The following is a 24,217-nucleotide window of genomic DNA, read 5'->3' on the forward strand; positions in this document are numbered from 1 at the left end:
CAGAAGTCATCGGAAACCCCGCCTGCCCAGGAGGACGCGCAGCCGGCGCAGGCAGCGCTGCCTGATCGGCCCGATGCTCCCGACGGCGATGCCGAGCGTCGCCGACACCTCCTGGTAGCTGGACGGCGGTGACGCCGTGAGCAGGCGCAGCAACCGCTGGCAGCTCTCGCCGAGCTCCTGGAAGGCCTGCCAGGTCGCCCGCGCCCGCTCCCGCTCCCTCGCGGCGTCCTCCGAGTCGATCACCGCCTGTTCCGGAGTGCGGTCGTCGGCGGCGCGGTCGAACACCTCCGGGTCGCCGCTCGGCGAGACCCGCCGGGCGGCCCTGATCACCTTGATGCACTCGTTGCGCGCAGTGCTGGCCAGCCACGCGCCGACCCTGTCCGGCTCGCGGATCCGCGTGAGGTTCTGCGCGAGCCGGAACCAGGTCGTCTGGTAGACCTCCTGCGCGTCCGCGTCTCTCAGCCCGTGAGCGCGCACGACGGACCACACGAGGGGGCTGAGACCTTCCACCAGGGATTTCCACGCCGCGGCGTCGTCGGTGTCCACCGCGGCGCGGAAGAGGATGCCGATCGAGTCTCGATCCACGGTGAGGTCCCCTTGCTTTCGGGACTGTCATCGTACGCCGGAGGACCGATCCGCCCGCAGTGGTTTTCAGCGCGTGGCCGGAACACTTCGCACGCTCGCCGATTTCCAGGTGGAAGGGATGAGAGCCGGGGTGGGGACGTTCTGCAGGATGCCGGCGGGGGTCTCGTCCAGAAGCCTTCTGGCGGCCTCCCGGGAACCGGTCCCCTTCCGCATCATGTAGTCGGCGATCATGCCCACCACCAGGGGCGTGGAGAAGGAGGTGCCGCTCCACTCCGCCAGGCCGTCGAACACGACGCGCTCGGGGGCCGCGGCCGGCGACGCCTTCGTGCTCTCGCTGAGCTCGCCACGGTGCGCGGGGAACTGGCAGGTGCAGTCGTACTGATGGCCGTACCGGCAGTGGGGGAAGGTGGAGTGCTGGTAGTCGTACACCGCGGGGGTGGAGTCCACCGCGGTGAAGGCGCTCACCAGGCGCTCACCGGGCGCGTACGCCGTCACCCACGGCCCGTGGTTGCTGAAGCAGGCGCGGTCCGCGCCGTCCTTCCTCAGCGCCCCCACCGACACGACGGCACCGGCGTAGCCGGGGCGGTCGGCGTAGGCCGCGGGCCAGAACCTCACGTCGTTGCCGTTGTTGCCCGCGGCCGCCACGAGCAGCGTCTCGGGGTGCTCCATCAGCGCGTCCATGAAGCGTTCGAGCCCCAGGAGCGTTTCCGAGCACGTGCTCGGCGTTCCCGCGGACAGGTTGATGATGTCGGGCCACCTCCCCTGGGGCAGCATCCCGCCGAGCAGCTTGTCGCCCAGGACTTTCTCGCTGATGGCGCCCGCGTTGACGAGCGTCCCGTGCACCGTGACGTCGGTGCCGGGCGCGACGGCGCTGACCAGCCCGGCGATGAAGGTGCCGTGCCCGACGTACTGCTTGAGGACGCCCTCCTTGTCGAGCTCGACCTCCTTGCCCACGCCCTCGACGCGGTGCATCCACGGGTGCGACCTGTAGTTCTCCACCAGCCCGGTGTCGACCACGAGGACGGACACCGGAACCTCCCCCCGGCCGGAGAACTCGGCCACCGCCGGGTTGGGCGGCCTGTCCCGGGGCACCGGAACCGGCTCGTCGCCGGGGCAGCAGTTCACCGCGATGGACACGATGTGGTTCCTGGACACCATGCGACGGCTGTTGTCACGCTCCAGGCCCTCGACGGCCCTCAGCGCGTCCGACACGTCCCGGTCGCTGGAGCGTTCGCTCCGGTCCGGTTCCCCGACCCGGATCCTGAGCACGCCGCCCGGGCTGTCGTCCCGCTCCACCCGCACGTTGTCGGCCTGGTCGCCGCCGCGATCCCGGACGAACGCGTCCCTGACCACCGAGGCGACCTCGTCGGCGTCGTCGGCGCGGGCGAGCACGTAGCCCTTCTCGTAGAGGAACATGCGCTCCGGACCCTCGAAACCCGCCGCGAGCACGATCTCGTCCCCCATGGCGTCCTGGATCTGGTCGAACTGTTCCTGGAATCTGTCCGGTGCCGCATTCGCCATATTCGCCGTCCTTGTTTCAGAGATGTCCTGACGTCGCCACGGGTTAAGAGCCGCCGGGTGCCTCGTTGATACACCCCCCGAGCGGATTTCCGGGCGCGAACGGGAGTCCGGAGCCGGACAGGGGCGTCCTGGGAGGGGTCCGCGGCATGGACGCCCTGAACACACCACGTCTAACATCGATCCGTGACCGGGGGAAGCTCGCGGATCCCGCCGCCCGCGGGAGACCCGCTCTCCCTGCTGCCCCTGGTGTTCGCCCGCCCGGCGGACGCGCTGGCCGGAGCGCGGGCTGTGCTGTCAGGGCTGCCGGGGCTGCCGGGGTTGCCGGGACCGCCGGGCGCCCCCTCCCCGCACGACGCCTCCGTCGCCCACCAGGTGATCGGCATCTGGCATCGCGACTTCGGCGACCTCATGGTGGCGATCGGCCACCTCCGGCAGGCCCGCGCCCTCGCCGCCAGGTCCGGTTCCCCGAACCGCGAGGCCGACGTGCTGGCGACCCTGGGTGCCGCCCTCATCCACGCGGGCCGTACCCGCCAGGGGATGGCGGCGCTGGAGACGGCCGTCGAGAGGGGCAGCGGGGTCACCGGGGCCCGCGTGCTGTTCCGCCGCGGCTACGCCTGGTGGGTCCTCGGCGGGCACCGCGAGGCGCTCGACGACCTGCGGCGGGCCATCCCCACCCTGCGCCGCGCCCAGGACACGATCTGGACCGCGCGTGCGCTCACGCTCAGGGCGACCGTCCACCTGGCCATGGGGTCCGTCGAGCGGGCCGAGGCCGACTTCGTCGCCGCCGAGCGGCTGTGGGACACCACCGACCAGGAGCACGACAAGGCCGACGCCGTGGAGAGCCGCGGGCTGGCGGCGTTCAGGTCCGGCGACCTCCCGGCGGCGCTGCGTCTCTTCGACGAGGCCGCGAGCCGCTACGAGGCCCTCGGCACGCCCATGTTCGTGCTGCACATCCGCCGCTGCGGGGTGCTCCTGGCGGCAGGGCTGGCGCGCGAGGCGCTGGAGGAGGCCGACGCCGCCACGGAACAGCTGAACCGCATGGGAGGACAGACGACCCGCAGCGCCGAACTCCTCCTGATCGCCGCGCGGGCCGCGATCGCGGCGGGCGAGCCGCACGCGGCGATCGCCCGCGCGAGCACGGCCATCCGGCTGTTCTCCAGCCAGCGCCGCGACTGGTGGCAGGCCCACGCCCGGCTGGTGCTGGTCCAGGCCAGGTTCGCGGCGGGAAAGGTCTCCGGCCGCTCGGTGCGCGACGCCGCCGAGGTCGCCGTACGGCTGGCGGAGCTGCGCTCCCCCGAGGCGGTCCAGGCCTCGCTGCTGGCCGGCCGCACCGCCCTCGCCCTCGGCTGGGAGGCCGACGCGGAACGGCACCTGGCCGCCGCGGCCAGGACCAGGGGACGCGGGCCCGCCTTCGCCCGGGTGGACGGCTGGGTGGCGCAGGCGCTCAGGGCGGCCGCGGCGGGACGCACGCGCGGCGTGCTGGACGCCTGCCGCCGGGGGCTCGACCTGCTGGACGAGTACAGGATGACCCTGGGCGCGTCGGAGCTGCGGGCGCGGGCCAGCGCGCAGGGGGCGGAGCTGGCCGTGCTCGCGCAGCGGGCGACCCTCGCCGGGGGGAGCCCGCGCCGGTTCCTCGGCTGGAGCGAGCGCTGGCGGGCCACCGTGCTCGCGGTCCCGCCGACCCGGCCCCCGGACGATCCCGAGCTGCTGCGCGACGTGACGGCCTTCCGCGAGATCAGCAGCCGGGTCGACACAGCGAGGCCGGGAGGCGTGCCGGTCCCCGCGCTGGAGCGCGAGCAGCGACGGCTGGAGAAGGAGATCCGCGCCCGCACGCTCCGCACCCGCAGCGCGGGCGGCTTCGACGGGCACCGCTTCGACGCGGGCCTCCTGCTCGACGGGCTCGGCGACGGGTGGCTGATCGAGATCGTCGCCGTCGACGGCGAGCTGCACGTCCTGCTCTGCGGCCGGGGCCGGGTGCGCAGGTTCGCCGCGGGACGGCTGGCCGACGCGGCGATCGACGCCGACCACGCCCGCGCGGGCCTCGCGCGGATCGCGTACGGGGGCTCGGAGGGCAGGTTGCCCGTCCTCGAGGCGGGCGGGCGCCGCCTCCAGGAGTCGCTGCTCGGTCCCGCCGTGCGCCACCTCGGGGACGGCCCCGTGGTCGTCGTCCCGCCGGGCAGGCTGCACGGGGTGCCCTGGGCGCTGCTGCCGGCGCTGGGCGAGCGGGTGCTGAGCGTGTCGCCGTCCGCCAGCGCCTGGCTCCGCGCCCGGCGGATCGAGCCGTCGCCGGCGAAGGAGCGGGTCGTGCTGGTCAGGGGGCCGGGGCTGGCGACGGGCGGTGCAGAGATCCCGCTGCTGGCCGCGCGGTACGGGGAGGCGACCGTGCTGGGGTCCGGCACCGCGGTCGCCCCGGCCGTGCTCGCGGCGCTCGACGGCAGCAGGCTCGCCCACATCGCCGCGCACGGCACCTTCCGCTCCGACAGCCCGATGTTCTCCTCCCTGAGGATGGACGACGGCCCGCTCACGGTGCACGACGTCGAACGGCTGCACAGCGCCCCGTACCGGATCGTCCTGTCCAGCTGCGACTCCGGCAGGCTGCAGCCGGTCGGCGCGAACGAGCTGCTCGGCCTGGCCGCGGCGCTGCTGCCGCTGGGCACGGCCGGGATCGTGGCGAGTTCGGTGCCCGTCGACGACCAGGCCGTGGTTCCGCTGATGCTCGCCCTGCACGAGGGGCTGCGGCGCGGCCTGAGCATGGCCGAGGCCCTGCGCGACGCCAGGCTGGCGATGCCCGGCGACGCCCTCAACCGGGCGACCGGCTGGTCCTTCTCCGCCATCGGCGGGGCCTGACGGCTCCGGCCGGGCGGGGCTGACATCCCTGGCCGGGGACGTCCGGTGTTTCCGGCGGAGCCTGACGTCTCTGGCCGGGGGACGTCCGGCACCCGGCCCGGCCGGTCGAACCGCCCGGCCTGCCCGGCCTGCCCGGCGTGCTCGGCAGGCCCGCCGCGTCATCCGACGGTGAAGAGCCTTCCCAGGCCGGCGCGGTCGCTGCTGCCGAGCCGCGCGTAGGCGTCGCACAGGTGGTTGGCCACCGTGCGGATCGACACGGTGAGCTGCTCGGCGATCTGCCGGTTGGTCAGGCCCGCCGCGGCCAGGCTGACGATCTGCCGCTGGCGTGCGGTCAGCCTGGGCAGCGCGAGGTTGACCAGGGCGGAGCTGCGCGCCCCCTGGCAGGCGCCCGCCAGCGCGGAGGCCCGGTTCCTGGAGACCTGCGAGGCGCGCCGGTCCTCGTGGACGAGGGCCGCGTGCGCGAACGCCTCCGCCGCGTGCAGCGTCAGGCCGAGGCCGGAGAGACCCCGCGCCACCTTGTCCAGGGCCGCACCGTCGCGCCCGGCCAGCGCCCGGGCGTGCCGTGCCAGCAGGGGGGCGAGGTCTCCCCGCACGCGGCCGGCCAGCTCCCCGAGCCGGTCGACGACCAGCTCGGGGGTCCCGAGCCGCACCACGTCGTGCAGGGCGAACAGGTCGTCTTCGAGCGGGTCGTCCCCGGCGGCACGCAGCGCGGAGCGCAGGGCCCCGTCGAGGTCTCCCTCGGCGGCGAGCGTCCAGGTCCGCGCCCTCTCGGTGGCGAGCGCCCACGACCGCGCGCCCCCCGCGGATCCCGGTGACGCCGGGGATCCCGGGGACCGGTCCCGGACGGCGGGCCGCGCCCTCGTGTCCCCGTCGAGGGCCGGACCGCGCGACAGGGCCTGCCGCGCCGTGGTCAGGTCGCCGAGATAGGCGGAGGCGTGCGCGAGTTCGGCCAGGCAGGCGCGGTGGTGGGGGGCACGGCGCAGTCCCTCGCGACTCCAGGCGACGGCCTCGCGGGTCTCCCCGCGAAGCCGGGCGACACGGGCGCGTAGCGCGCAGAACTCCGGCATCGCGGGCTCGTCCCAGCCGGTGTCGTCCTCGGCCATCCGCTCGCCGGTGCCGCGCGGTATCCCCGAGAGCCGTCCCGTGTACGCGCGTGCGGCCAGGTCCTCGCACTCGCCCGCCAGTGCCGTGGCGGGGGCCGGGGGGAGGCACGGCGCGCCGGACGGCCCGCCCGTCGCCGGGCGCTTCGCGGCGGCCCGGAGCACCGGGCCGTGCAGCGGGTGGGTGAGCCGGACCGACAGCCGGTCGTCCACGGTGACCAGCCCCTTCACCCGCAGGCGTTCGAGGACGCCGAAGGCCGTCTCGGCGTCCGTGGCGTACGGTGACGGCGGCTCATCGGACATGGCGCGTTCCAAGAACGTTCTGGACGCCGTGGGTTGCGGGAACGTACCGGCCGCGACGGGTGCGGTGGGCGCGGAGGGAGTGCCGGACACGGTGGTCCCCCGGAGCGCGGACGCGCCGGGTTCCGCTGGTTCGCCGGACATGACGAGCCTCAGCGGCCTGCCGGACGCGATGAGTTCCAGGACCTCCCGTTCTTTCCCGTCGACGTCGCGGATCGTGTCCTCGACCAGCTCCCTGACGCGCGCCGTCATCGGGGGGGTGCCCCGCCAGGTCCAGGTGCCCGACACGTTGCTCAGGTCCCCTCCGGCGTGGACGGCGACGACCAGCTCGCGCAGGAGGCGGAGGTCACCGCGGCTCGCCCGGTGCAGGCGCCGGACGGTGAGGGTGTCCACGTAGCCGCCCACCGCCCGGGACAGCAGTTCGCCGCACTCGCTCTCCGCCATGGGGGCCAGCGCCACGCGCGGCAGGAGGTTCTCCTTCCAGAGCCTGGAGACGTCCTCCGGCACGGGCACGCCCTCCCTGACCGTGACGAGCAGGCGGGTACGCCCCCTGAGCGCCAGGCGGTGGACGAGCGCGGCCGAGGAGTCGTCGAGGAGGTGGGCGTCGTCCACGACGAGCACGCGCACCCCGTCCAGCGCCTCGACCGGGTCCGGCGGGCAGAGAAGCCCCGCGGGGCGCGGGGAGGATCCCGTGAGGGACGGGGAGGCGGGGAGCCCCGCGGAGTCCCGCGAGGTGGGAAGCCCGGCGCGGCGCGGGGAGCGGGAGAGGAGATGGGCGAAGGCGGCGAGCGGGGTGTCCAGGGCGTCCGGCGTTCCCGTGACCCGCGCGTGCACCGGCCCGGTCACGGCTTCGGGCACGGCTTCGGGCACGGCCTCGGGCACGGGCACGGCCTCGGCGGCCAGGCGGCTCCTGCCGCTCCCCGCCGCGCCGGTCACGACGACGCCACGGCGACCGGCCGCCAGGTTTCGCCGTACGAGATCGAGTTCCTCAGTCCTGGCCGTGAACGGCCAGGGGGACCGTGGGTTTCTCACAGCGGTATGAGCCGGGCCGCCCGTCCGTGATACACGTGGAATTGAGTAGGCCCTACTCATGCGCGCCCGGGATTCCCTCCCCAGTCTCGTGGCATGTGGACACGGTTTCCTTGATCTCTCCACCCCGCCCGCGAGCGAGGGCCGCCACGCCGCGGGGGCGTCGATGAGGGCGGGCGACGGCGGGCGCGTCCGGCACTGCTCGCTCCCGCCGTACCCCGCCTGCGCGCCGCCGGACGGGCTCGAGGGGAGGCGGCGCGCGGCCCTCCTCTCGGGGCGGCGGGCGTGGCTGAACGGCACGGTCCTGCACTACTGCTTCCTGGGCGGGCCGCATGACGGCGAGCACGGCGACGGCGGGCAGCGCGACGCCGTGCGCCGGGGGTTCCAGGAGTGGAAGGACCTCGGCATCGGGCTGGAGTTCGCCGAGGTCGCCGACCGCACCGAGGCGGAGGTGCGCATCGGGTTCCGGCGGGACGCCGGATCGTGGTCGGCCGTGGGACGCGACGCGCTCCGCGTCGGGACCGCCTCCCGCACGGTGAACTTCGGCTGGGACCTCACCGGGGCGTCCGGCCGGGGCACCGTGCTGCACCAGATCGGCCACGTCATCGGCATGGTCCACGAGCACCAGAGCCCGTACTCGGGCATCCTCTGGGACGAGGAGGCCGTCTACGAGGACTTCGCGGGCCCGCCGAATCTCTGGCCGAGGTCGCGGACGTTCCACAACGTCATCCGCAGGCTCGACGAGAGCGAGGCGAACGGCCCCGTGTGGGATCCGCTGTCCGTCATGGGGTACCGGCTCGGCCCGGGGCTCATCCTGGAGCCCTCGTGCCACCGGGCGGGGATCGTGCCGCCGGGCACCGTCTCCGGGCCCGACGCCGCGTTCGCCCGCCGCTGGTACCCGCCCCCGGGCGCCGGGCCGCTCCCCGAGCTGCGGCCGTTCCGTTCCGCCCCGCTCGGCACCGGGGCGGGGGAACAGCGCGACTTCGTGATCACACCTCGCGCCACCCGTGACTACACCGTCGGTGTCTTCGGCGAGTGCGACACGGTGCTGGCGCTGTTCGAGGAGGTCGGCGGCGACCCGCGCTATCTGGCGGGCGACGACGACGGCGGGCGCCCGCGCAACGCGTCCCTCCGCGTCCACCTGCTCAGGGGCCGCCGCTACGTCCTGCGCGCGCGTGTCCACTCCAGCTGGGGGCCCGGCCAGGCCGCCGTCATGTGCTGGTGAGCGCCGGGCGCCGGGAAATGTCGTACGCGTCGTGCAGGATCGCCGGCGCCGGGCCGGCGAGGTGGCGACACGGAGGCGACCGTGGCGAGCGTGACGACGCTGGAGGGAAACGACGACCACTGCGGGGTGACGATGCTCGACCCCGAGGAGAATGAGTTCTGCGTCAGCTAGATCGTCGGAATTCTCGCGGCGGGCTTTTCCCGAACGAGCTTTTCCGAGCGGGAAAGGTGGAGTGGAGCCGCGCGACGCCATTCGGGTGAATGGTTTTCCCCGCCGTTCCCGGGGCAGGTGGCCGCCCATCGGAAGGGGATTTCCACTCGCCGGAGCCGAGGACTGGGAGCGATCCTGATGAGTACGCAAACGGTGTTGACCGTGGTCAGCTGGGGTCTTCTGGGGGTCGCGTGCGTAATGGCCGTACAGGGTGTTTACCTGCTGGTGACAGGCCGGTTCCCGCCCCTGTCCACCAAAGGGGAGCGGGCGTTTCCGGCGAGAACGCACGCATGGACCCTGCTGGCCTCCGCTCTCGCCTGCGTCGCGATGGCGTTGCCGCGACTGCTGGACTGGCCGGCGGAAGCGCTCATCGTCTGCCTCGGGCTCGCCATCGCCCTCCTGGCGGGGGTGGCCGTCGTGAGGAGGAAGGCGACGAAGGAGGCGGGCTCCACGGGAGCGCGTGACCGGGCGGCGTGACGACACCCCGCCCGATCCCGCCCCGCGCGCTCAGCCGCTCACCGTCGTCTCCTCCGGGGAGGCGGGCGGGGACGGGTCGAGCCAGATCGGGCGCCAGTCGCTCAGCTCGTGGAAGCGGCGCAGCTCGGCGATGCCGCTGAGCCAGCCCATCCACCCGGCGTACGGGGGGTTCTTCTCGTCGAAGCCGCTCTCCACGAAGGTGAGCCGCGTCGCGCCGCCCGAACCCTCCAGCTCCCAGCTGGAGACGCCGAGGCCCGGCCACTCCAGGGAGAGACCGCGGCCGGGCTCCAGCGCGACGACCTTCGCGGGCGTGTCGTTGACCTCGAAGCCGCCCATCGCGAACCGCCCGCCGACGTACGGCTCCATGTCGACCTTGTAGCCGAACCACCGGCTGAACTTCTCCGGGTCGACGAGCGAGTCGAACACCGCCTCCGGCGAGCCGCCGATGACGAGCTCCTCCCGCAGGACCGGGGAGGTGAAGTCCGCCTTCGGGGTGAGCTCGCGGCCCTCCAGGTGATCGACCAGGTTCGCGATCGACAGGCACCAGAACGTCTGCGTCATCCCCAGGACGCCGCTGTCGGCCATCGCGGCCTCCTGGTCGAAGTGGGTCTGCGTCAGCGACACGATGGTCGACTCCGCGCTCTCCTCCTCCAGGGTGATCTCGACGGTCGTCTCCTCGCCGCCGAGCAGCCACGCGAAGCGCAGCGTGTGGTCGTCGACGTGCAGCGGGCGCTGGCGGGGCTCCGCTCCGTCGGGAGTGTGGCGCCCCCAGAACGCGTACCGGTGCGGCAGCTCGACCTCGGCGTGCTCGGCCAGCCAGACGCGCAGCTCGCCCGGGTCGGTCAGGGCGTGGTGGACTGCCTTGAGCGGTGCGGTCACGCGCGCGCTCAGCTTCATCGGCTCACTCACGGGGTTCTCCCTTGGGGTAGCAGGCGACGGCGAGCTTGAAGGCATCCCCTTCGGCGCCGCCGTAACGGGTGAAAAGGTCTTGCAGTGCCGCCTGGAGGTCGTTCAGGAACTCCTGACGCCGCTCGGGGAGCATGCGGATCTCGCCGGACACGCCGATGGACGGCAGCTCCGGCGCGGTCCTGTCGAGCGCGCCGATGTCGGCCTGGACCTCCTCCATGAGGTCCAGCAGGTAGCCCAGGCCCAGGTCGTCCCGGGTCGTGCGCAGGCCGATCCGGCCGACGAGGCGGGGCGAGAGCCAGTAGGAACGGGCACTCGCCTGGTAGACGCCCTCGTGGATGCCGCGCACCCTGCGCTCGGTCACCTGCGTCACCAGGCCCGCCTCCACCAGGCGTTTGACGTGGTAGTAGACCCTCTGCGGGGTCTGGTCGAGCAGAGCCGCCACCTCGGTGCACGAGCGCGGCTCGGCGAGTTGCCGCAGCACCTCGATGCGCTGCGGTTTGAGCAGGGCCTCCGCCTGCTCGATCTGCTCCAGGTACAGGACGTCTCTCATCGCAAAATCAACCTTGTACGTAAAATTATTTTTTGTCAATGGGCGACGCCGGAGGACTCGTTCGGCGTCGTGCACGTGTCGGCGTCTCCTCCGCACGGCGGCCGTCGTCCGGCGACCGCCGGACGGTGACCGGTCAGGCGCCCGGCAGGGCGGGAGGTGCGGGGCTCACCTGCCTTCCGGGGACGGTCGCATCGCCCCCAGAAGGGTGTCGAGGGTCACGCGGGCGAACCCGATCCGGGCGTCGCTCGCCCCGTACGGCAGCCACAGGGCGCCCGCGTGCAGCAGGCCGCCGCAGGAGTACACGACGTTGGGCACGTACCCCTCGCGCTCGGTGTCGCCGGGGGTGAGGAGCGTGCCCGGCAGCTCGGCGACGACGCGGTGCGGCTCGTCCAGGTCGAGCAGCAGCGCGCCGATGGCGTAGCGGCGCATCGGGCCGACGCCGTGGGTCAGGACGAGCCAGCCGGACTCGGTCTCCAGGGGGGATCCGCAATTGCCGACCTGGATCAGCTCCCAGCTGCTGCGGGGGGTGTGGAGCGGTCTCGGGCGCCGCCACCTGCTGTCCTCGCCGAGGGAGGTCAGGCCGATGGTCTCGCCGTCGGAGCGGCACAGCGCCAGCCGGCGCCCGCCCACCGGACGCGGGAACAGCGCCATCCCCTTGTTCGCGGCGGCGGGCCCGCGCAGCGAGGTGGCCTCGAAGGTGCGCAGGTCGTCACTGGCGAGCATGCGCGAGCGGATGTGCCGCCCGTCGTAGGCGGTGTAGGTGGCCCGGTACGAAGGCGTGCCGTCCTCATCGACGATCCTCACGAAACGGGCGTCCTCCATCCCGTTGCTCTCGGCCGCGGTGGCGGGCCAGAGCACCCGCCGCTCGATCGGGACGTCGGCGGGGAAGGTCACGGCGTAGTCGGCCGCGGTCGCCCGGCGCAGCTCCTCCACGGTGCCGTGCGTGGTGGTGCGGGTGAGCAGGTCGGTGGGGAGCCGGGCGACCGCCTGCTCGAAGTCGTCGTCGTCGAAGAGGTCGGGCAGCGAGCCCAGCACGGTGGCGGAGACCTCGTTGTCCCAGCCCTCGTCGGTGAGCGCGGCGGCGAGCAGGTCACGCCGGTGGGGGACCCCGTGCCGGGGGCCGGTGACCAGCGGTCCCGAGCGGTCGGCGACGACGAGCTCGTCGCCGGGGCCGAGCACCGCCGTGACGAAGCCGATGGACGACAGGTGACCCTCGCCGATCTGCCGCGTGCTGATCACCACGCGCAGCCGTCCCGGGCTCAGGCCGGACTGGTCGGGATGGGCGACCATCGAGGGATTGCAGAGCGCGGCGCCCTCCACCGCGTACTCGTGGCTGAAGTAGGCGCCGACCAGGAGGCGGGCCGCAGGTCGCAGGTCGATATGGCTCGGGACCCGGTAGCGGACCAGGTCGTAGTGGTGCAGGAAGGTCGTCGCGAGGTCGCTGTGCCGGTCGCCGAACCCCCGCAGCGTCTCCTCGAGGAGCGCGGCGGTCTCGTCGTGGCCGAGAAGCGTGATGCGGTCGATCAGGGCGGCGGCCCGGCTGCGCGCCAGGGCGGCGTCCTCGCCGGGCACGAACAGCTTGATGATCACTCTTCGCGGGTCGGGGGCGAGGGTCTGGTCGAGCCGGGTGGCCAGGTCCCTGATGGTCATGGCGCCTCATTCGGGGGTCTCGGGGCCGGGGCGCGGCACCTTCCGGAGGGCGCGGCCGGGACGCGGCGTCCTCCGAGGAGCGCGGCCGGGACGCGACGCCGTGTGAAGGTCGCGCCATATCCCGTCATGACACCCATGACATCATCCCGCCGGTCCCGTGACCAGGGCACGATGCCTTCAGCCGACCTCACTCCGTTCGCTCACCAGGTGCTCGGCGTGCTGCAGGGTGGAGATGAGCGCGATGGTCGACTCCGCGCCCTGGTTCAGATTGGGCCCGTACAGGGTCAGGCCGTCGTAGCCCCCGCCGGTCGCGACGTCCCACATCGCCGTACCCCGGTCGTTGGCACCCTGGAACCACGCCGACGCCCGCCACACCCCCGCCCGCCAGGCGGGGTCGCCGGTGACGGCGCCCGCCGTGGCGCAGGCGTCGGCGAGCGCGGCGACCTCGATCGGCTGCTGGTCGTAGCGGTCCCGCGGGGCGTGCCGCCGCCAGCCCGCGACGGGCACGACCGACAGCCGCCCGTCCCTGGTCTGGATGTCGTGGAGCCAGGTCAGCATCCGCAGGCCGTCGGCGAGCATCGAGTGATCGCCGCCGAGGTGGCCCGCCGCGATGAGCACCTCGGCGAGGGCGGCGTTGGCGTACGTCAGCTGAGGCTGCGGCCACGGCCAGTCGGGATCGGCCGGGGGGACGCCGATCGCGAGGGCGGCGTCCGCGAGCAGGGCCGCGGCCGGGGCGTTGTCCGGCAGGACGCGCAGGACCTCCACCGCGCCGAGCCCGGCGAAGGCCATGGCGCGCGGGTGCGTGGACCGCCTGGTGGCGCCGAGGGCGAAGGAGATCAGGGCCTCGTCGCGGATCCACGGGGCGGGGTTGCGGGCCGCCGCGGTGCCCAGGCCCCACAGCGCCCGGCCCCACCAGTCGCCGAGACCGGGTTCGTCGGTCCAGCGCCGGTCGTGGGAGAGCCGGTTGTGGAACGCGCCGGAGCCGTCCTGCGCGTGCGTGAGGAAGGCCAGGTAGCACTCCGCGAGCCGCCGCACCTCGGGGGTCGGCGCCGGTTCGCGGCTGGTGACGACGAGCCCGCGGGCGACGTCGTCGGTGCAGTAGCCGTGCTGGCGGCGGACGACGGCGTGCCTGGCGTGTTCGAACAGGCCGGTGTCGTCGCTCAGCCGCGCCAGGTGCCGGAAGCCGGGGATGGCGGTGGCGACCGCGGGGGGCATGGGGGTTGCGGGGGTCACGGCAGGGCCACCGCCACGGCCGCCGGGCGTCCGGTGAGCAGGCCCCGGGCGAGGTCCTCGTAACGCGCCGCCACCGCCGGCCACAGCAGGGTCGGGACCAGGTCGTGGGTACGGTTCCTGAGGTCCTCGGCCAGGCCGGGCTCGGTGAGGATCCGGCGGACGGCCGCGGCGAGCGCCGCGGGGTCCTCGTGGGGGACGAGCAGGCCGGGCCCGCCGGTGAGCAGTTCCACGGCGTGCGGGAAGGACGTGGCGACCACCGGCACCCCGGCGGCCACCGCCTCGATCAGGACACCGGAGGTCACCTGCTCGTGCGAGTCGTACGGCAGCACGACCACGTCGGCCGAGCGGACCAGCCGGATCAGCGAGGCCTGGTCGCGGTAGACCGGGTCGTACCGCACGGAGGCGGACACGCCGAGCCGCGCCCCCATCCGCTGCAACCGGTCGCGGTAGGCCTCCCCGTGCTGTTCGAGCACCTTGGGATGGGTCTTGCCCGCGATCGTGTACGTGGGCGAGGGGGAGAGGTCCCCCAGCAGGGCGAGCGCCTGCAACGCCCACTCGATGCCCTTGCCGGGGCCGATCAGCCCCCAGGTGAGCAGGTGCGGCCGCAGGCGGCGCTGGGCCGGGACGCGCATGTGGTCGGCGGCTCCGTGCGGGATGACCGACACCTTGCCCGGGTCGACGTGGTAGCCGGCGAGCAGCCGGTCGCGGGCGGTGCCGGTCATGGTGACCACCGCGCCGGCGGCGTCCACGATCTGCTCGAGCAGCCTTCGCTGCCGGGGGGTCGGCCGGGTCAGCACGGTGTGCAGGACCACGATGCTCGGCACCATGAGATGCCGCAGCAGCGGCAGGACGTCCTGGCCGTCCGTGCCGGGGTAGATGCCGTACTCGTGCTGGACCACCGCCACGTCGAACCGCTCCAGGGCGGAGGTCGCCGCCTTCCAGCTCTCGTGCCCGCCGGGGGCCCAGGTGTGCACGACCCCGGGTACGGGGCGTTCGTCGTCGACGTCCGTGGTGACGCGGACGATCCCGCCGCGGGTGCCCCCCTCGGTGAGGTGGGCGGCCAGGGCGGAGTTGAAGGTCGCCAGCCCGCACTGCGTGGGCGGGTGGGTACTGAGAAATCCGTATGTACAGGCCACTGCCAAGCCTTCCGGTCATCGGCCGCTCCGGCTCACGGAAGCGGACCTCACGGGATGAAGACGTCCATCGGCCAGCGTGGTGGCGGATGGAACCGAAGCCTGGCGCCGGGGGCCGTCCTCATCGGGGCCCGGCTGCCGCGACCCCGCAGAGGACCGCGGGGGCTACGTCACTCCGACAGTATCAGGGGATTACGCTCGGTCCACTATGTCGCGGTAGATGCGTAAATAATTGGTAACCATTCTCTCCACGCCGAATCTGCGTTCGGCCTGGGCGCGGCAACCCGCCCGGTCGATCGTGCCGACACGGGAAACGGCGGAGACGGCCTCCTCGACGGTGTCCGCCAGGAAGCCCGTCACACCCGGGTCCACGACCTCGGTCATCGACCCGCGCCGGTAGGCGACCACGGGGGTGCCGCAGGCCATCGACTCGACCACCGACAGGCCGAAGGGCTCGTCGAACGCGATGGGATGCAGCAGGGCCGCGCTTCCACCGAGGATCTCGGCGCGCCGCTCGGGGCCGACCGAGCCGAGGAACCTGACCCGCTCACCGTCGACGTGCGGGGCGACCCGCTCCTCGAAGTAGCCCTGGTCCTGGACGATCCCGCAGACGGTCAGCGGCAGCCCGGCCCGCCGCGCGATCTCGATCGCCGTGTGGGTCCCCTTGTCGGGATGGATCCGGCCGAAGACGACCAGCCCCCGGCCACCGTCGGGATCGAAGGGCAGGAGCCCGAGGTCGATGCCGTGGTGGACCGTGGCGACGTAGTCGAGCTCGGGGGAGCGGTCGGCGTCGGAGATGGAGACGTAGGCCGACCGGGCACGGGCGTAGGCGGGCAGGATCCCCGCCCCGGAGAACCCGTGGACCGTGGTGAGCAGCGGAGCGCGGCAGTGGCCGGCGAAGGCCAGGGGCAGCCAGTCGAGGTGGCTGTGGACGAGGTCGAACTCGGCGGAACGCCCCAGCGCGTGCGCGACGTGCATCGCCTCCCACACCCGCCCGTCGAGGGACGGGTCCTCGGCGTACCCGGTGGGGCAGACCCCGTCGAGCGTCCCCGAGGTGATCGAGTCGAGGGTGGCGAAGAGCGTCACGTCGACGCCCCTGGCGGTCAGGCCCTCGGCGAGCAGGCTGGTGACCTGCTCCCAGGGGCCGTAGTGGCGCGGTGGCGTACGCCAGGCGACCGGTCCCAGCAGGGCCACCTTCAGCGGGGTCACCTCCGGCGTCGCCCTCGCCGGAGCCGTTCTCGACAGAGGTGTTCTCGACAGAGCCGTTCTCGCCGGAGCCGTTCTGGCCGGAGTCGTTTTCACCGAAGCCGTTTTCACCGGAGCGGCCTTCGGCGCGGCCTCCTTCGGCGAGGTCGCCCTCACCGGTGACCGGATCCGGCGTGCACCCGTCTCCGGTCCTTCCGCGACCTCACAGATTCACCCCTCTGCCGGACTGGTAAGGACAGAGCCAGGCAAAAACTACGCTGCCGAAATTCACCAGCATGGTGTGAGGCGTCCGCCCGGCCGTTTCGGTGACCTGGAGCCTGACCACCGACCCGTCGCGCATCCAGCCCGCGACCTCGTCCTCGGTGGGCTCGTGTCCGTGCAGGCGCAGCATCAGGTCGTGGGGCTGCCCGGCTATTCGCAGGTGCAGCTCGCACACGGGTTCGGTATCCGCCATGTTTCGCCGTCCAGATGTCCATGTGGAGTAGACCCGGCGGAGTTGTCGGCGTCTCATCGAGCGTACCCCTCGCGCCGGAATCCACCCCGAACGGGCGAACGACCACCATGATCGCCGCCCCGCCCCGCCCTGGCTCCTGGTCCGCCACCGCCCGGGCCCGGGCTCAGGTCGCGCCCGGGTTCAGACCGGGTACCGACCGGCAACCCGCTCGAACCGGTGCCCCTCGTGCCCGCGAACCGGGACAAGAACGCCGGCGAGACAGACCAGGTCCCGGCGCATTGCATTCGTGTACGCGTTACCGCGATCGAGAAATAAACCCCACAACGGTATTTCGCACGTCAGGGTGACTTCTCCGCGTCATGAAAGGTCGATCGCCCCTCAATCCGGTGCGATTCACGTACCGAGAAAATAGCGCGAGCCCTGTCGTGCGAATGCGCGCCGCTCAGCCGGATCCGTCCGGACGTGACGTCGTGAGTGCGGCTCGACGATCACGAGAGCCGCTGGATATCCGTGCCCGTAAGCGTTCCGGGTGCGAGCTGCCCGTACGGCGCTGTCCCCGACGTCCGTGCCCGCATGATTTGAAGCGACTTGCCCTGATCGCCGATTTAGTGATGGAAATGCATGACAAATGGCTTATTCTGTCCTGTCATTGAGCGGCCACCGGGCATTGAATTGTTGATTCTCGTGGAAATTTTCCGCAATCCGCGGTCTCATATTCCAGCCAGTTCTTTCGGGATCATTACTGGGAAGAGGAGAGTCATATGACCAATTCGCGAAGAATAACGGCACTCGCGGCCGCGCTCGCGACGGCGGTCAGCCTCGGGGCCGCCGGTGCGCAGGCGCAGGCGTCGGCGACGGCCGCGGAGTCCTCGGCGGGTTCCTCCGCGGTGGCCGCGCCTCCGGCGCCGGGGCTCCGGATCACCCGCTTCCTCGGCGAGCAGCGCCTACCGCACAGGATGCGGTTCCGGGGGACCACCGTCGGTGGCCTCTCCGGTCTCGACCGTGACCCCCGCACCGGCACCTGGTACCTCATATCCGACGACCGGTGGCGCTACAACCCGGCCCGCTTCTACACCGGCCGCTTCGACATCCACCCGGTCACCGGGGCGTTCACCGGGGTGAACCTCACCGGGGTCACCACCCTGCGGCGCCCCGGCGGGAGTTCCTACCCGGCCTACGGCCGGCCCAGGTCCGCCGATCCCGAGACGATCCGCTACGACCGGTGGAGCCGCAGGGTGCTGTGGGCCAACGAGGGCGACCGGCCCGACGCGGAGAACCCCAATATCCCGGTGTCCGACCTGTCCATCCGCTGGACCAACAGCGAGGGCCGCTACCTCGGGGAGCTGCCCGTTCCCCGCAACCTGAAGATGACCGCCACCACCAGCGGCCCCCGGCGCAACTCCGGGTTCGAGGGGCTGACCTCCACGGAGCGGACCATCGCGGCCATCACGGAGGGCCCGCGATACGAGGACGGCGCGCCGCCGACCGTCAGCCGGGGCGCCGCGGCCCGCATCACCGTGTGGGGACGCGACGGCCGGCCGCGCGGGCAGTACGCCTACCCGATCGACAAGCTCCCGGCGGCGCCGATCCCGGCGAACGGCAAGTCCGACAGCGGGGTGTCGGAGCTTCTGGCGATCGACGACAACCGCTACCTCGCCCTTGAGCGCTCCTGGATCGAGGGCGTCAACTACAAGGCCAAGCTGTACGAGATCGACCTGCGCGGTGCCACGAACGTGCTGACCCGCGACAGCCTGGCCGCCGGACGCCCGTACCGCCCGGTTTCCAAGCGTCTCATCTCCGATTTCGGTACGGTGCGGCCGCCGCTGCAGAACCTGGAGAGCCTCGCCTGGGGGCCGCGCCTGCGCAACGGCGAATGCACGCTGGTGGTCGGCTCCGACGACAACTTCGACAGCAACGAGGCCACCCAGTTCCTGGCCTTCGCCGCCCGGGGCTGTGACGGCCGTTGAGATAGCACCGGACGACCGGTGCCGCCGCTGACCACGAGGTGACGGCGGCCCGGCCGAGAAGGAACCCCGGCGTGGCCGGGACCCGCGACACGGGTCCCGGCCACGTCCGCTGTCCGGCCGTCCATCCGCCACGGGAGACGCGGAGTCCGGCACCTGACCGGTCGCCGTCGTCCGGTCCCGGTCCCGGCCGCCCACGGGCAGATCGAGAGACGGCGGCGGTCCGGCCGCACCCTCCCTCGGCGGGAGCCGTCATCCTGATGACGTGAACGAGGGACATCTGCCGATCGGGCGGTTCGCCCGGCTGTGCCGGCTCAGCGTCAAGCAACTGCGCCACTACGACGAGCTGGGCCTGCTGACCCCGGCGTATGTCGATCCGGACACCGGCTACCGCTACTACCGGCCCGGCCAGGCGCGTCCCGCGATGCTGATCGGCCTGCTGCGCTCACTCGACGTACCCCTCCCCTCGATCGGACGGGTGCTGTCCGGTGAGGCGGACGTGCTCGGCGGCGTGCGCGACCGCATGGAGGCCGACCTGGCGCGCCGCGAGCGCAACTTCGCCGCGCTCGAACGCATCCTGTCCGAGGGCCTGCCCCGGCCGGAGGTGACGATCGTCCGCGAGCCCGCCCGGCGGGTGGTCGTCGTACGGGACACCGCGCCGCAGGAGCGGATCGGCCCGGTCACCTCGGCGTGCGTGGCCCGGCTGCTCGCGGCGACGGGCGCGCCGGACGGGATGCTGGTCGGCCTGTTCCCGCTCGACATGGCGGAGGAGGTGGCCGTGGCCGTCGCGCTGGAGACGTCCGGGGACGTCCCGGGGACGTCCTCGGACGTCCTGCCGGGCGGTCTGTACGCGTCGGCGACCCATGTCGGGGCGTACGACCAGATCCCTCTCACCGTGCACGCGTTGCTCGCCTGGGTGGGCGAGCGCGGGCACACGCCTCTCGGCCCGCTGCGCGAGGTGTACGTCTCCGACCCCGCCACCACGCCACAGGACCGGCTGGTGACACACCTGATGATCAAACTGGACGACCTGGAATGAACGGGTATCCGGCCGCCGACGGTCGGGTTCGGCCCCGCCCGGGGGCGCGCGTCTCCCGCTATCACCCCCGGTGGAAACCTGGAAGCCGTTCCGGCATTACGCCGGTCCCAAAATGCCAAAAGTGCCTGCATTAAAGTCAGGTAAGGATTCATCGGGATTCGTGGATTTCCTCTTTCGGGAGCCGTCTGACCGGGGTTGTTCCGGCCCCGGGACTCCTCGGCCCGACGCTTCCCGGCACCCGCCCATGGGTGGCCAAAAATAAGTAAATTTCTTGATTCGTCGGAGTCTTCGAGGTGCCCTCGGCGTGACTTTGGGTTCTTGGCCATCTGTCCGATTCTTTGATTCTCGTCGGGTGCGTCTATGGCCAGCGCTAGAACTTTGTTCACATAATGACAAATTTAATGATTTAGCTATACGATCGCCGTTCGTGGTTGGAGTTGATCTTTCAGGAACCCGGTTGGCCGACGACCTGTTCTTTGTCATGCACGACAACGCGACCGGCCGGATGAGGCTTCACGCCCGCCTGACCGGTCTGGGGCTGGCCGCCGCCGTACTGGGAGAACTGATGCTCGCCGGGCGGGTGAGCGTGGGATCGGGGGCGGGACGGGCGCGGCTCGTCGTCCTCGACGCGGCGCCGCCCGGGGACGCGCTCACCCGGACCGCCCTGGGGCACATCGTCGCCGAACCCTCGCACCGCTTCCGTACCTGGCTGCAGTTCCTCGCCCGTACGGCACTCGCCGACGTGGCGGACCGGATGACCGCCGACGGGCTGCTGCGCCCGCCCGGCAGGCGCCCGTCGCGGAGACGGGTACCGGTCGACGTGAACATCGCGGGATGGCCCGTCGGACGCGTCAACCTGGCGATCCAGCGCCGTGAGCCGCTCAACGTCCAGGACCGCGTTTTGCTGGGGCTGCTCGTCGCGACCGGCGGCAACCAGCTCGTCCTGTGGGAGCGGAACCCGGCGTACCTCTCCGCGGCGATCGCCGCCCTCCCGGCGCCGCTCCAGGAACTGATCGCCCAGACCGAGGCCGCCGTCGGCGACGCCGTCATCACCCGGCGGTGAGCACACCCCCCTCACTCCAAGGAGTCCCCCGATGTCCGTGACAGAGCAGAAAACCGGCGCGGTCTCCGCCGCGCTGGCCCAGGACCGCCTCGGCGTGCCCTCCGTGGTCTTCTTCGTCATCTCGGCGGCGGCACCGCTGACCGTCATCGGCGGTTCGGTGACCGCCGCGTACGCCGCGACCGGCGTGACCGGCGTGCCGCTCGCCTTCATCCTGCTCGGAGGCATCCTGGGCCTGTTCGCCGTCGGCTACGTGACGATGGCCCGCCACGTCGTCAATGCCGGGGCGTTCTACGCGTACACCGCGAAAGGGCTCGGCAGGCCGGTGGGCGTGGCGACCGCGTGGGTCGCGTTGCTGGCCTACAACGCGCTCCAGGTGGGTCTCTACGGCATGATCGGCGCGGCCGCCCAGCCGCTGATCGCCGACTGGTTCGGCAGCTCTCCGCCCTGGTGGGTCATCGGGCTGGTCGCCTGGGTGCTGACCGGGGCGCTCGGCCTCATGCGGGTCGACGTGAACGGGAAGGTCCTGTCGGTGCTGCTGCTGACGGAGATAGCCGTCGTCGTCCTGTTCGACATCGCGGACCTGATCAACCCGTCGGCCTCGGGCTACAGCCTCGACGTCTTCGACCCGTCGAACCTCTTCGTCCCCGGGATCGGAGCGGTGGTCGCGATCTGCATCGCGTCCTTCGCGGGCTTCGAGTCGTCGGTGGTGTTCTCCGAGGAGACCAAGGACCCGAAGCGCACGGTGCCGATCGCGACCTATGTCGCGCTCGCCGTCATCTCCGGGCTCTACGCCCTGTCGTCCTGGGCGATGACCGTGCCGATCGGCTCGGACAGGATCGTCGAGGCCTCGCGCGAGCAGAGCTCGAACCTCCTGTTCAACCTGGCCGGGCAGCACCTGGGGGCGACCATCGCCACCATCGGCTCGCTCCTCTTCGTGACGAGCCTCTTCGCCGCGCTGATCGCCTTCCACAACACGATCTCCCGCTACGTCTTCGCCCTCGGCCGGGAAAGGGTCCTGCCCGAGATCTTCGGCCGTACCTCCCCCCGGACCGGTGCCCCGGTCAACGGCTCGGTGGCGCAGAGCGTCATCGGGCTGGCCACGATCGTCATCTACGCGATCTTCGGCCTGGACCCGGTCATCCAGCTGTTCTTCACCGTCGGGTCGTTCGGCGGCCTGGGACTGCTCATGATGCTGGCGGCCACCTCGGTCTCCGTGCTGGTCTTCTTCGCCAAGAACCCCCACGAGGAGAACGCCTGGCGGACCCGGATCGCCCCGGTCGTCTCCTCCGTCCTGCTGCTCGTCGTCATCGTGCTCGTCCTGCTCAACTTCGACACCGTGCTCGGCGTGGCCGCCGACTCCCCGCTCCGCTGGATCATGCCCGCCATCTACTTCGTCGCCGCGGGCTTCGGCGTCCTGTGGGGACTCGCCCTGCGGGCCGGCCGGCCGAAGGTGTACGCCAACATCGGCCTGGGTGCCAAGGCGGCCGTGGGAGGGAGCGAATGACCGAGATCATTCGCGTTCAGAACGCTCCCGGGGCCGCGGAGACCATCGGCGCGATCATCGCCACCTCCTTCCACGAGCAGGAGGTCTCGGCCTGGATGATCCCGCCGGACGACGACCGCCGCCGGGTGATGCCCCCCTTCTTCTCCATGCTCAGCGAAGGCGCCCTCGTCCACGGCGAGGTCCACGCGACGGCCGACATGTCCGCCGTGGCCGTGTGGTACCACAAGGGGGCCGAGCCGCTTCCCGAGATTCCCGACCGGGCCGCCAGGGTGGAGACGTTCGCCGGGCCCCACGCGGAGCGCATCGAGCAGATGGGCGAGGAGATGGACAGGCGCCACCCCCACGAGCCCCACCACTACCTGGCGTTCCTCGCCGTGCTCCCCGGGCATCAGGGACGGAAGACGGGGACCCGGCTGCTGGAGGGGTACCACCGCGGGCTCGACGAGGCGGGGATACCCGCGTACCTGGAGGCCAGCAGCACTCGCAGCCGCAGGCTCTACCTGCGGCACGGCTACCGGGATCTCGGTGACCCGCTGGTCCTGCCCGGCGGCCCGCCGATGTTCCCGATGTGGCGCCCGCCGAACCCCTGATCCCGGAGCGCCGAGCCCAGGTCACCGGCACGCCGGGCGGCCGTCACGGTGGTGCCCGGCCCGCGCCGCCGGGGACGTTCGCGGCGGCCGGACCAGGGCACGCGCCGGCGGATCCGCGTTTGGTCCGTGGAGAGGGGCATTGCCGCTCGTAATCGGGGTATCGCGGGGGTCCGCCATCGGTACGCGGTCAGGGAGGGCTGAGGTGGATCGTCACAAGCAGGCGTTGTGGGTGCGGGTGACCCATCGCGGGCACTGCAGCGTGCTGGAGGTGGGCGGGCACCTGGACTTCGTCACCGCCCCCACGCTCACCGGGCACGTCAACGAGGCCTGGGAACTGAGCCCCGGTCCCCGTCTGGTGCTGGAGCTGTCACAGCTGACCTTCTACGACTCCACCGCCCTGGGAATCCTGGCCAACACCCGGCAGCGCATCCAGGACACCGCCACCGGCCGGCTCCTGTTCGCGGGCGTTCCGGACGGCCTGCGGCTTCTGCTGCGACGCACCGGCCTGCTGCCCCGCTTCGAGCTGCGCGACAACGTCGAGCAGGCCGTCGCCGAGCTGCTCCCCTCGGAGTGAGGCACCGCTCCTATCTTCACGAGAACGGAAAATCTGTAGTGGTCGAGGTAGACATTCGCATCGAGCAGAGGTATGGTTTCTGACATCGCAAGGAACGGATCCACGAGGGCAGCGCAGGACACAGGCATCACGACGAGCTGCCCGGACGAGCGTGGACAGCAGGAGACAACACGGTAAGGCAGTGAGGAAAAGGCAGAAGGTCGGACGTGCCAGGGCCGAGCGGTTGAAGGGTCCGGCCGTGGACGCGCTGCCACAGCGGTAATGGTGAACGAAGCCGCGACGTCGGACGTGCCGGGGCCGGCACAGCAGGTCAAGGGCTCTGGCCGTGGACACACGGTTGCGGCAGGTGCCGCGTGAAGTCGAATGAGCACACATAGCGAAGGGAGTGTTGAACGCCATCAGGATCGCCCGTCGACGGCTGATTCTCCGCCGCGCGGGTGCCGCAGTCCCACGGATTGGAAGGTGGTCTACGGTCACGCATACGCGATCCTCGCACCCCCGTCCCCATCGGACGGCCGGTGCGGAAGAAACAGATCGGCCCCAGGGCCGGTAGATGGTGTTGAACCTCGTGGGCCCCGGCGCATAAAGGCGCCGGGGCCCCTGTCGGCGTTCCGGGAAGGTTGTATGAATCAAGCAGTGATGGCGTCGGCCGTCCGCGTCGAGCTCAGGCTCCGCGACACCGCCGGCAAGGCCGGAACGGCCCACCGGGTCGCCACCGCGGGGAGGGCCGATGGGCTCGGGTGACGTCTCCGGTCACCGGTTCGACGACGAGGACTACCCCGCCTACAGCATGGGCCGGGCCGCCGAGATGCTCGGCGTCACCCCGGCGTTCCTGCGCAACCTGGGCACCGCCAAGCTGATCGAGCCGCAGCGCTCCGAGGGCGGCCATCGCCGCTACTCGCGCTACCAGCTCCGCCTGGCCGCCCGCGCCCGCGAGCTGGTCGACCAGGGCACCGCCCTGGAGGCGGCCTGCCGCATCATCATCCTGGAAGACCAGCTCGCCGAGGCCCTGCGCATCAACACCGAACTCCAGCGGAGCCGCGACCGCCAGTGA

General features: G+C 72.1%; 20 protein-coding genes and 1 pseudogene. 11 read left to right on the forward strand and 10 right to left on the reverse strand.

The annotated features are described in order from the left end of the window. Positions 1-6: 6 nt before the first annotated feature. The gene (locus AB0F88_RS17710; RefSeq protein ID WP_362684407.1) at positions 7-585 is read right to left on the reverse strand and encodes a sigma-70 family RNA polymerase sigma factor; all 579 of its coding nucleotides are present in this window, start codon (positions 583-585) and stop codon (positions 7-9) included. Between the two features lie 66 nt (positions 586-651). After that, on the reverse strand, positions 652-2,106 hold the full coding sequence (locus AB0F88_RS17715; RefSeq protein WP_362684410.1) for a S8/S53 family peptidase: 1,455 nt from the start codon (positions 2,104-2,106) through the stop codon (positions 652-654). A 183-nt stretch (positions 2,107-2,289) separates the two neighbouring features. On the opposite strand from AB0F88_RS17715, the gene AB0F88_RS17720 reads away from it, so the two are divergent. Beyond that, a complete protein-coding gene (locus tag AB0F88_RS17720; RefSeq protein ID WP_362684413.1) occupies positions 2,290-4,953 on the forward strand; it encodes a CHAT domain-containing protein in 2,664 nt (887 codons plus the stop codon). 158 nt (positions 4,954-5,111) lie between these two features. Here the strand turns inward: AB0F88_RS17720 and AB0F88_RS17725 are convergent, their stop codons facing one another. Next, on the reverse strand, positions 5,112-7,385 hold the full coding sequence (locus AB0F88_RS17725; protein WP_362684416.1) for a LuxR C-terminal-related transcriptional regulator: 2,274 nt from the start codon (positions 7,383-7,385) through the stop codon (positions 5,112-5,114). A gap of 88 nt (positions 7,386-7,473) precedes the next feature. On the opposite strand from AB0F88_RS17725, the gene AB0F88_RS17730 reads away from it, so the two are divergent. Both AB0F88_RS17730 and AB0F88_RS17735 read left to right on the forward strand, forming a co-directional pair. Next, entirely contained in the window at positions 7,474-8,607 is a 1,134-nt protein-coding gene (locus AB0F88_RS17730) for a M12 family metallopeptidase (RefSeq protein WP_362684419.1), read from the forward strand. 348 nt (positions 8,608-8,955) lie between these two features. After that, positions 8,956-9,294 carry a hypothetical protein gene (locus AB0F88_RS17735; protein WP_362684422.1) on the forward strand — a complete coding sequence of 113 codons (339 nt, stop codon included), beginning with the start codon at positions 8,956-8,958 and terminating at the stop codon, positions 9,292-9,294. Positions 9,295-9,324: 30 nt separating this feature from the next. Here the strand turns inward: AB0F88_RS17735 and AB0F88_RS17740 are convergent, their stop codons facing one another. The 6 genes from AB0F88_RS17740 to AB0F88_RS17765 all read right to left on the reverse strand — a co-directional run bounded on the left by AB0F88_RS17740 (position 9,325) and on the right by AB0F88_RS17765 (position 15,978). Further along, entirely contained in the window at positions 9,325-10,203 is an 879-nt protein-coding gene (locus AB0F88_RS17740) for an SRPBCC domain-containing protein (protein ID WP_362684425.1), read from the reverse strand. After that, positions 10,196-10,753 (reverse strand): helix-turn-helix domain-containing protein, encoded by a 558-nt coding sequence (locus AB0F88_RS17745; RefSeq protein WP_362684428.1) that lies wholly within the window; start codon positions 10,751-10,753, stop codon positions 10,196-10,198. The genes AB0F88_RS17740 and AB0F88_RS17745 overlap by 8 nt, the downstream gene beginning before the upstream one ends. Before the next feature lie 165 nt (positions 10,754-10,918). After that, the gene (locus AB0F88_RS17750) at positions 10,919-12,403 is read right to left on the reverse strand and encodes a glycoside hydrolase family 130 protein (protein ID WP_362684431.1); all 1,485 of its coding nucleotides are present in this window, start codon (positions 12,401-12,403) and stop codon (positions 10,919-10,921) included. Positions 12,404-12,580: 177 nt separating this feature from the next. Further along, the gene (locus AB0F88_RS17755) at positions 12,581-13,636 is read right to left on the reverse strand and encodes a glycosyltransferase (RefSeq protein ID WP_362684434.1); all 1,056 of its coding nucleotides are present in this window, start codon (positions 13,634-13,636) and stop codon (positions 12,581-12,583) included. Next, the gene (locus AB0F88_RS17760; protein WP_362684437.1) at positions 13,633-14,772 is read right to left on the reverse strand and encodes a glycosyltransferase; all 1,140 of its coding nucleotides are present in this window, start codon (positions 14,770-14,772) and stop codon (positions 13,633-13,635) included. Before AB0F88_RS17760 ends, AB0F88_RS17755 begins: the two co-directional genes overlap by 4 nt. A 189-nt stretch (positions 14,773-14,961) precedes the next feature. Further along, complete coding sequence (locus AB0F88_RS17765) at positions 14,962-15,978, reverse strand: glycosyltransferase family 4 protein (protein WP_362684440.1); 1,017 nt, start codon at positions 15,976-15,978, stop codon at positions 14,962-14,964. A gap of 13 nt (positions 15,979-15,991) precedes the next feature. Between AB0F88_RS17765 and AB0F88_RS17770 the strand changes: the two are divergent. Continuing rightward, positions 15,992-16,120: pseudogene (locus tag AB0F88_RS17770) on the forward strand (pentapeptide repeat-containing protein); the annotation flags it as partial. A 57-nt stretch (positions 16,121-16,177) separates the two neighbouring features. On the opposite strand, the gene AB0F88_RS17775 reads toward AB0F88_RS17770, so the two are convergent. After that, positions 16,178-16,429 (reverse strand): hypothetical protein, encoded by a 252-nt coding sequence (locus AB0F88_RS17775; RefSeq protein WP_362684443.1) that lies wholly within the window; start codon positions 16,427-16,429, stop codon positions 16,178-16,180. Positions 16,430-17,190: 761 nt separating this feature from the next. Here AB0F88_RS17775 and AB0F88_RS17780 point away from each other — a divergent pair. The 7 genes from AB0F88_RS17780 (at position 17,191) to AB0F88_RS17810 (ending at position 24,217) form a co-directional block, all read left to right on the forward strand. Further along, positions 17,191-18,396, forward strand: a complete 1,206-nt coding sequence (locus AB0F88_RS17780) for an esterase-like activity of phytase family protein (RefSeq protein ID WP_362684446.1) — start codon at positions 17,191-17,193, stop codon at positions 18,394-18,396. Between the two features lie 262 nt (positions 18,397-18,658). After that, positions 18,659-19,432 carry a GyrI-like domain-containing protein gene (locus AB0F88_RS17785; protein ID WP_362684449.1) on the forward strand — a complete coding sequence of 258 codons (774 nt, stop codon included), beginning with the start codon at positions 18,659-18,661 and terminating at the stop codon, positions 19,430-19,432. 457 nt (positions 19,433-19,889) lie between these two features. Next, positions 19,890-20,495, forward strand: a complete 606-nt coding sequence (locus tag AB0F88_RS17790) for a GPP34 family phosphoprotein (protein WP_362684452.1) — start codon at positions 19,890-19,892, stop codon at positions 20,493-20,495. Positions 20,496-20,526: 31 nt separating this feature from the next. Next, positions 20,527-21,999, forward strand: coding sequence for an APC family permease (locus tag AB0F88_RS17795; RefSeq protein ID WP_362684455.1), 1,473 nt, complete (start codon positions 20,527-20,529; stop codon positions 21,997-21,999). Continuing rightward, a complete protein-coding gene (locus tag AB0F88_RS17800; RefSeq protein ID WP_362684458.1) occupies positions 21,996-22,589 on the forward strand; it encodes a GNAT family N-acetyltransferase in 594 nt (197 codons plus the stop codon). Before AB0F88_RS17795 ends, AB0F88_RS17800 begins: the two co-directional genes overlap by 4 nt. A 202-nt stretch (positions 22,590-22,791) precedes the next feature. Continuing rightward, a complete protein-coding gene (locus tag AB0F88_RS17805; RefSeq protein WP_362684461.1) occupies positions 22,792-23,163 on the forward strand; it encodes an STAS domain-containing protein in 372 nt (123 codons plus the stop codon). 730 nt (positions 23,164-23,893) lie between these two features. Further along, a complete protein-coding gene (locus tag AB0F88_RS17810) occupies positions 23,894-24,217 on the forward strand; it encodes a MerR family transcriptional regulator (RefSeq protein ID WP_362684464.1) in 324 nt (107 codons plus the stop codon).

The sequence above is a fragment of the Streptosporangium sp. NPDC023963 genome (assembly GCF_040639135.1).
Lineage (GTDB): Bacteria > Actinomycetota > Actinomycetes > Streptosporangiales > Streptosporangiaceae > Streptosporangium.

What these genes read in the sequence shown, in the direction of transcription:
- AB0F88_RS17745 (WP_362684428.1), bottom strand. Translation starts at nt 10,753, where the DNA reads ATGAGAGACGTCCTGTACCTGGAGCAGATCGAGCAGGCGGAGGCCCTG.
- AB0F88_RS17750 (WP_362684431.1), bottom strand. Translation starts at nt 12,403, where the DNA reads ATGACCATCAGGGACCTGGCCACCCGGCTCGACCAGACCCTCGCCCCC.
- AB0F88_RS17810 (WP_362684464.1), top strand. Translation starts at nt 23,894, where the DNA reads ATGGGCTCGGGTGACGTCTCCGGTCACCGGTTCGACGACGAGGACTAC.
- AB0F88_RS17775 (WP_362684443.1), bottom strand. Translation starts at nt 16,429, where the DNA reads ATGGCGGATACCGAACCCGTGTGCGAGCTGCACCTGCGAATAGCCGGG.
- AB0F88_RS17735 (WP_362684422.1), top strand. Translation starts at nt 8,956, where the DNA reads ATGAGTACGCAAACGGTGTTGACCGTGGTCAGCTGGGGTCTTCTGGGG.
- AB0F88_RS17800 (WP_362684458.1), top strand. Translation starts at nt 21,996, where the DNA reads ATGACCGAGATCATTCGCGTTCAGAACGCTCCCGGGGCCGCGGAGACC.
- AB0F88_RS17780 (WP_362684446.1), top strand. Translation starts at nt 17,191, where the DNA reads ATGACCAATTCGCGAAGAATAACGGCACTCGCGGCCGCGCTCGCGACG.
- AB0F88_RS17795 (WP_362684455.1), top strand. Translation starts at nt 20,527, where the DNA reads ATGTCCGTGACAGAGCAGAAAACCGGCGCGGTCTCCGCCGCGCTGGCC.
- AB0F88_RS17715 (WP_362684410.1), bottom strand. Translation starts at nt 2,106, where the DNA reads ATGGCGAATGCGGCACCGGACAGATTCCAGGAACAGTTCGACCAGATC.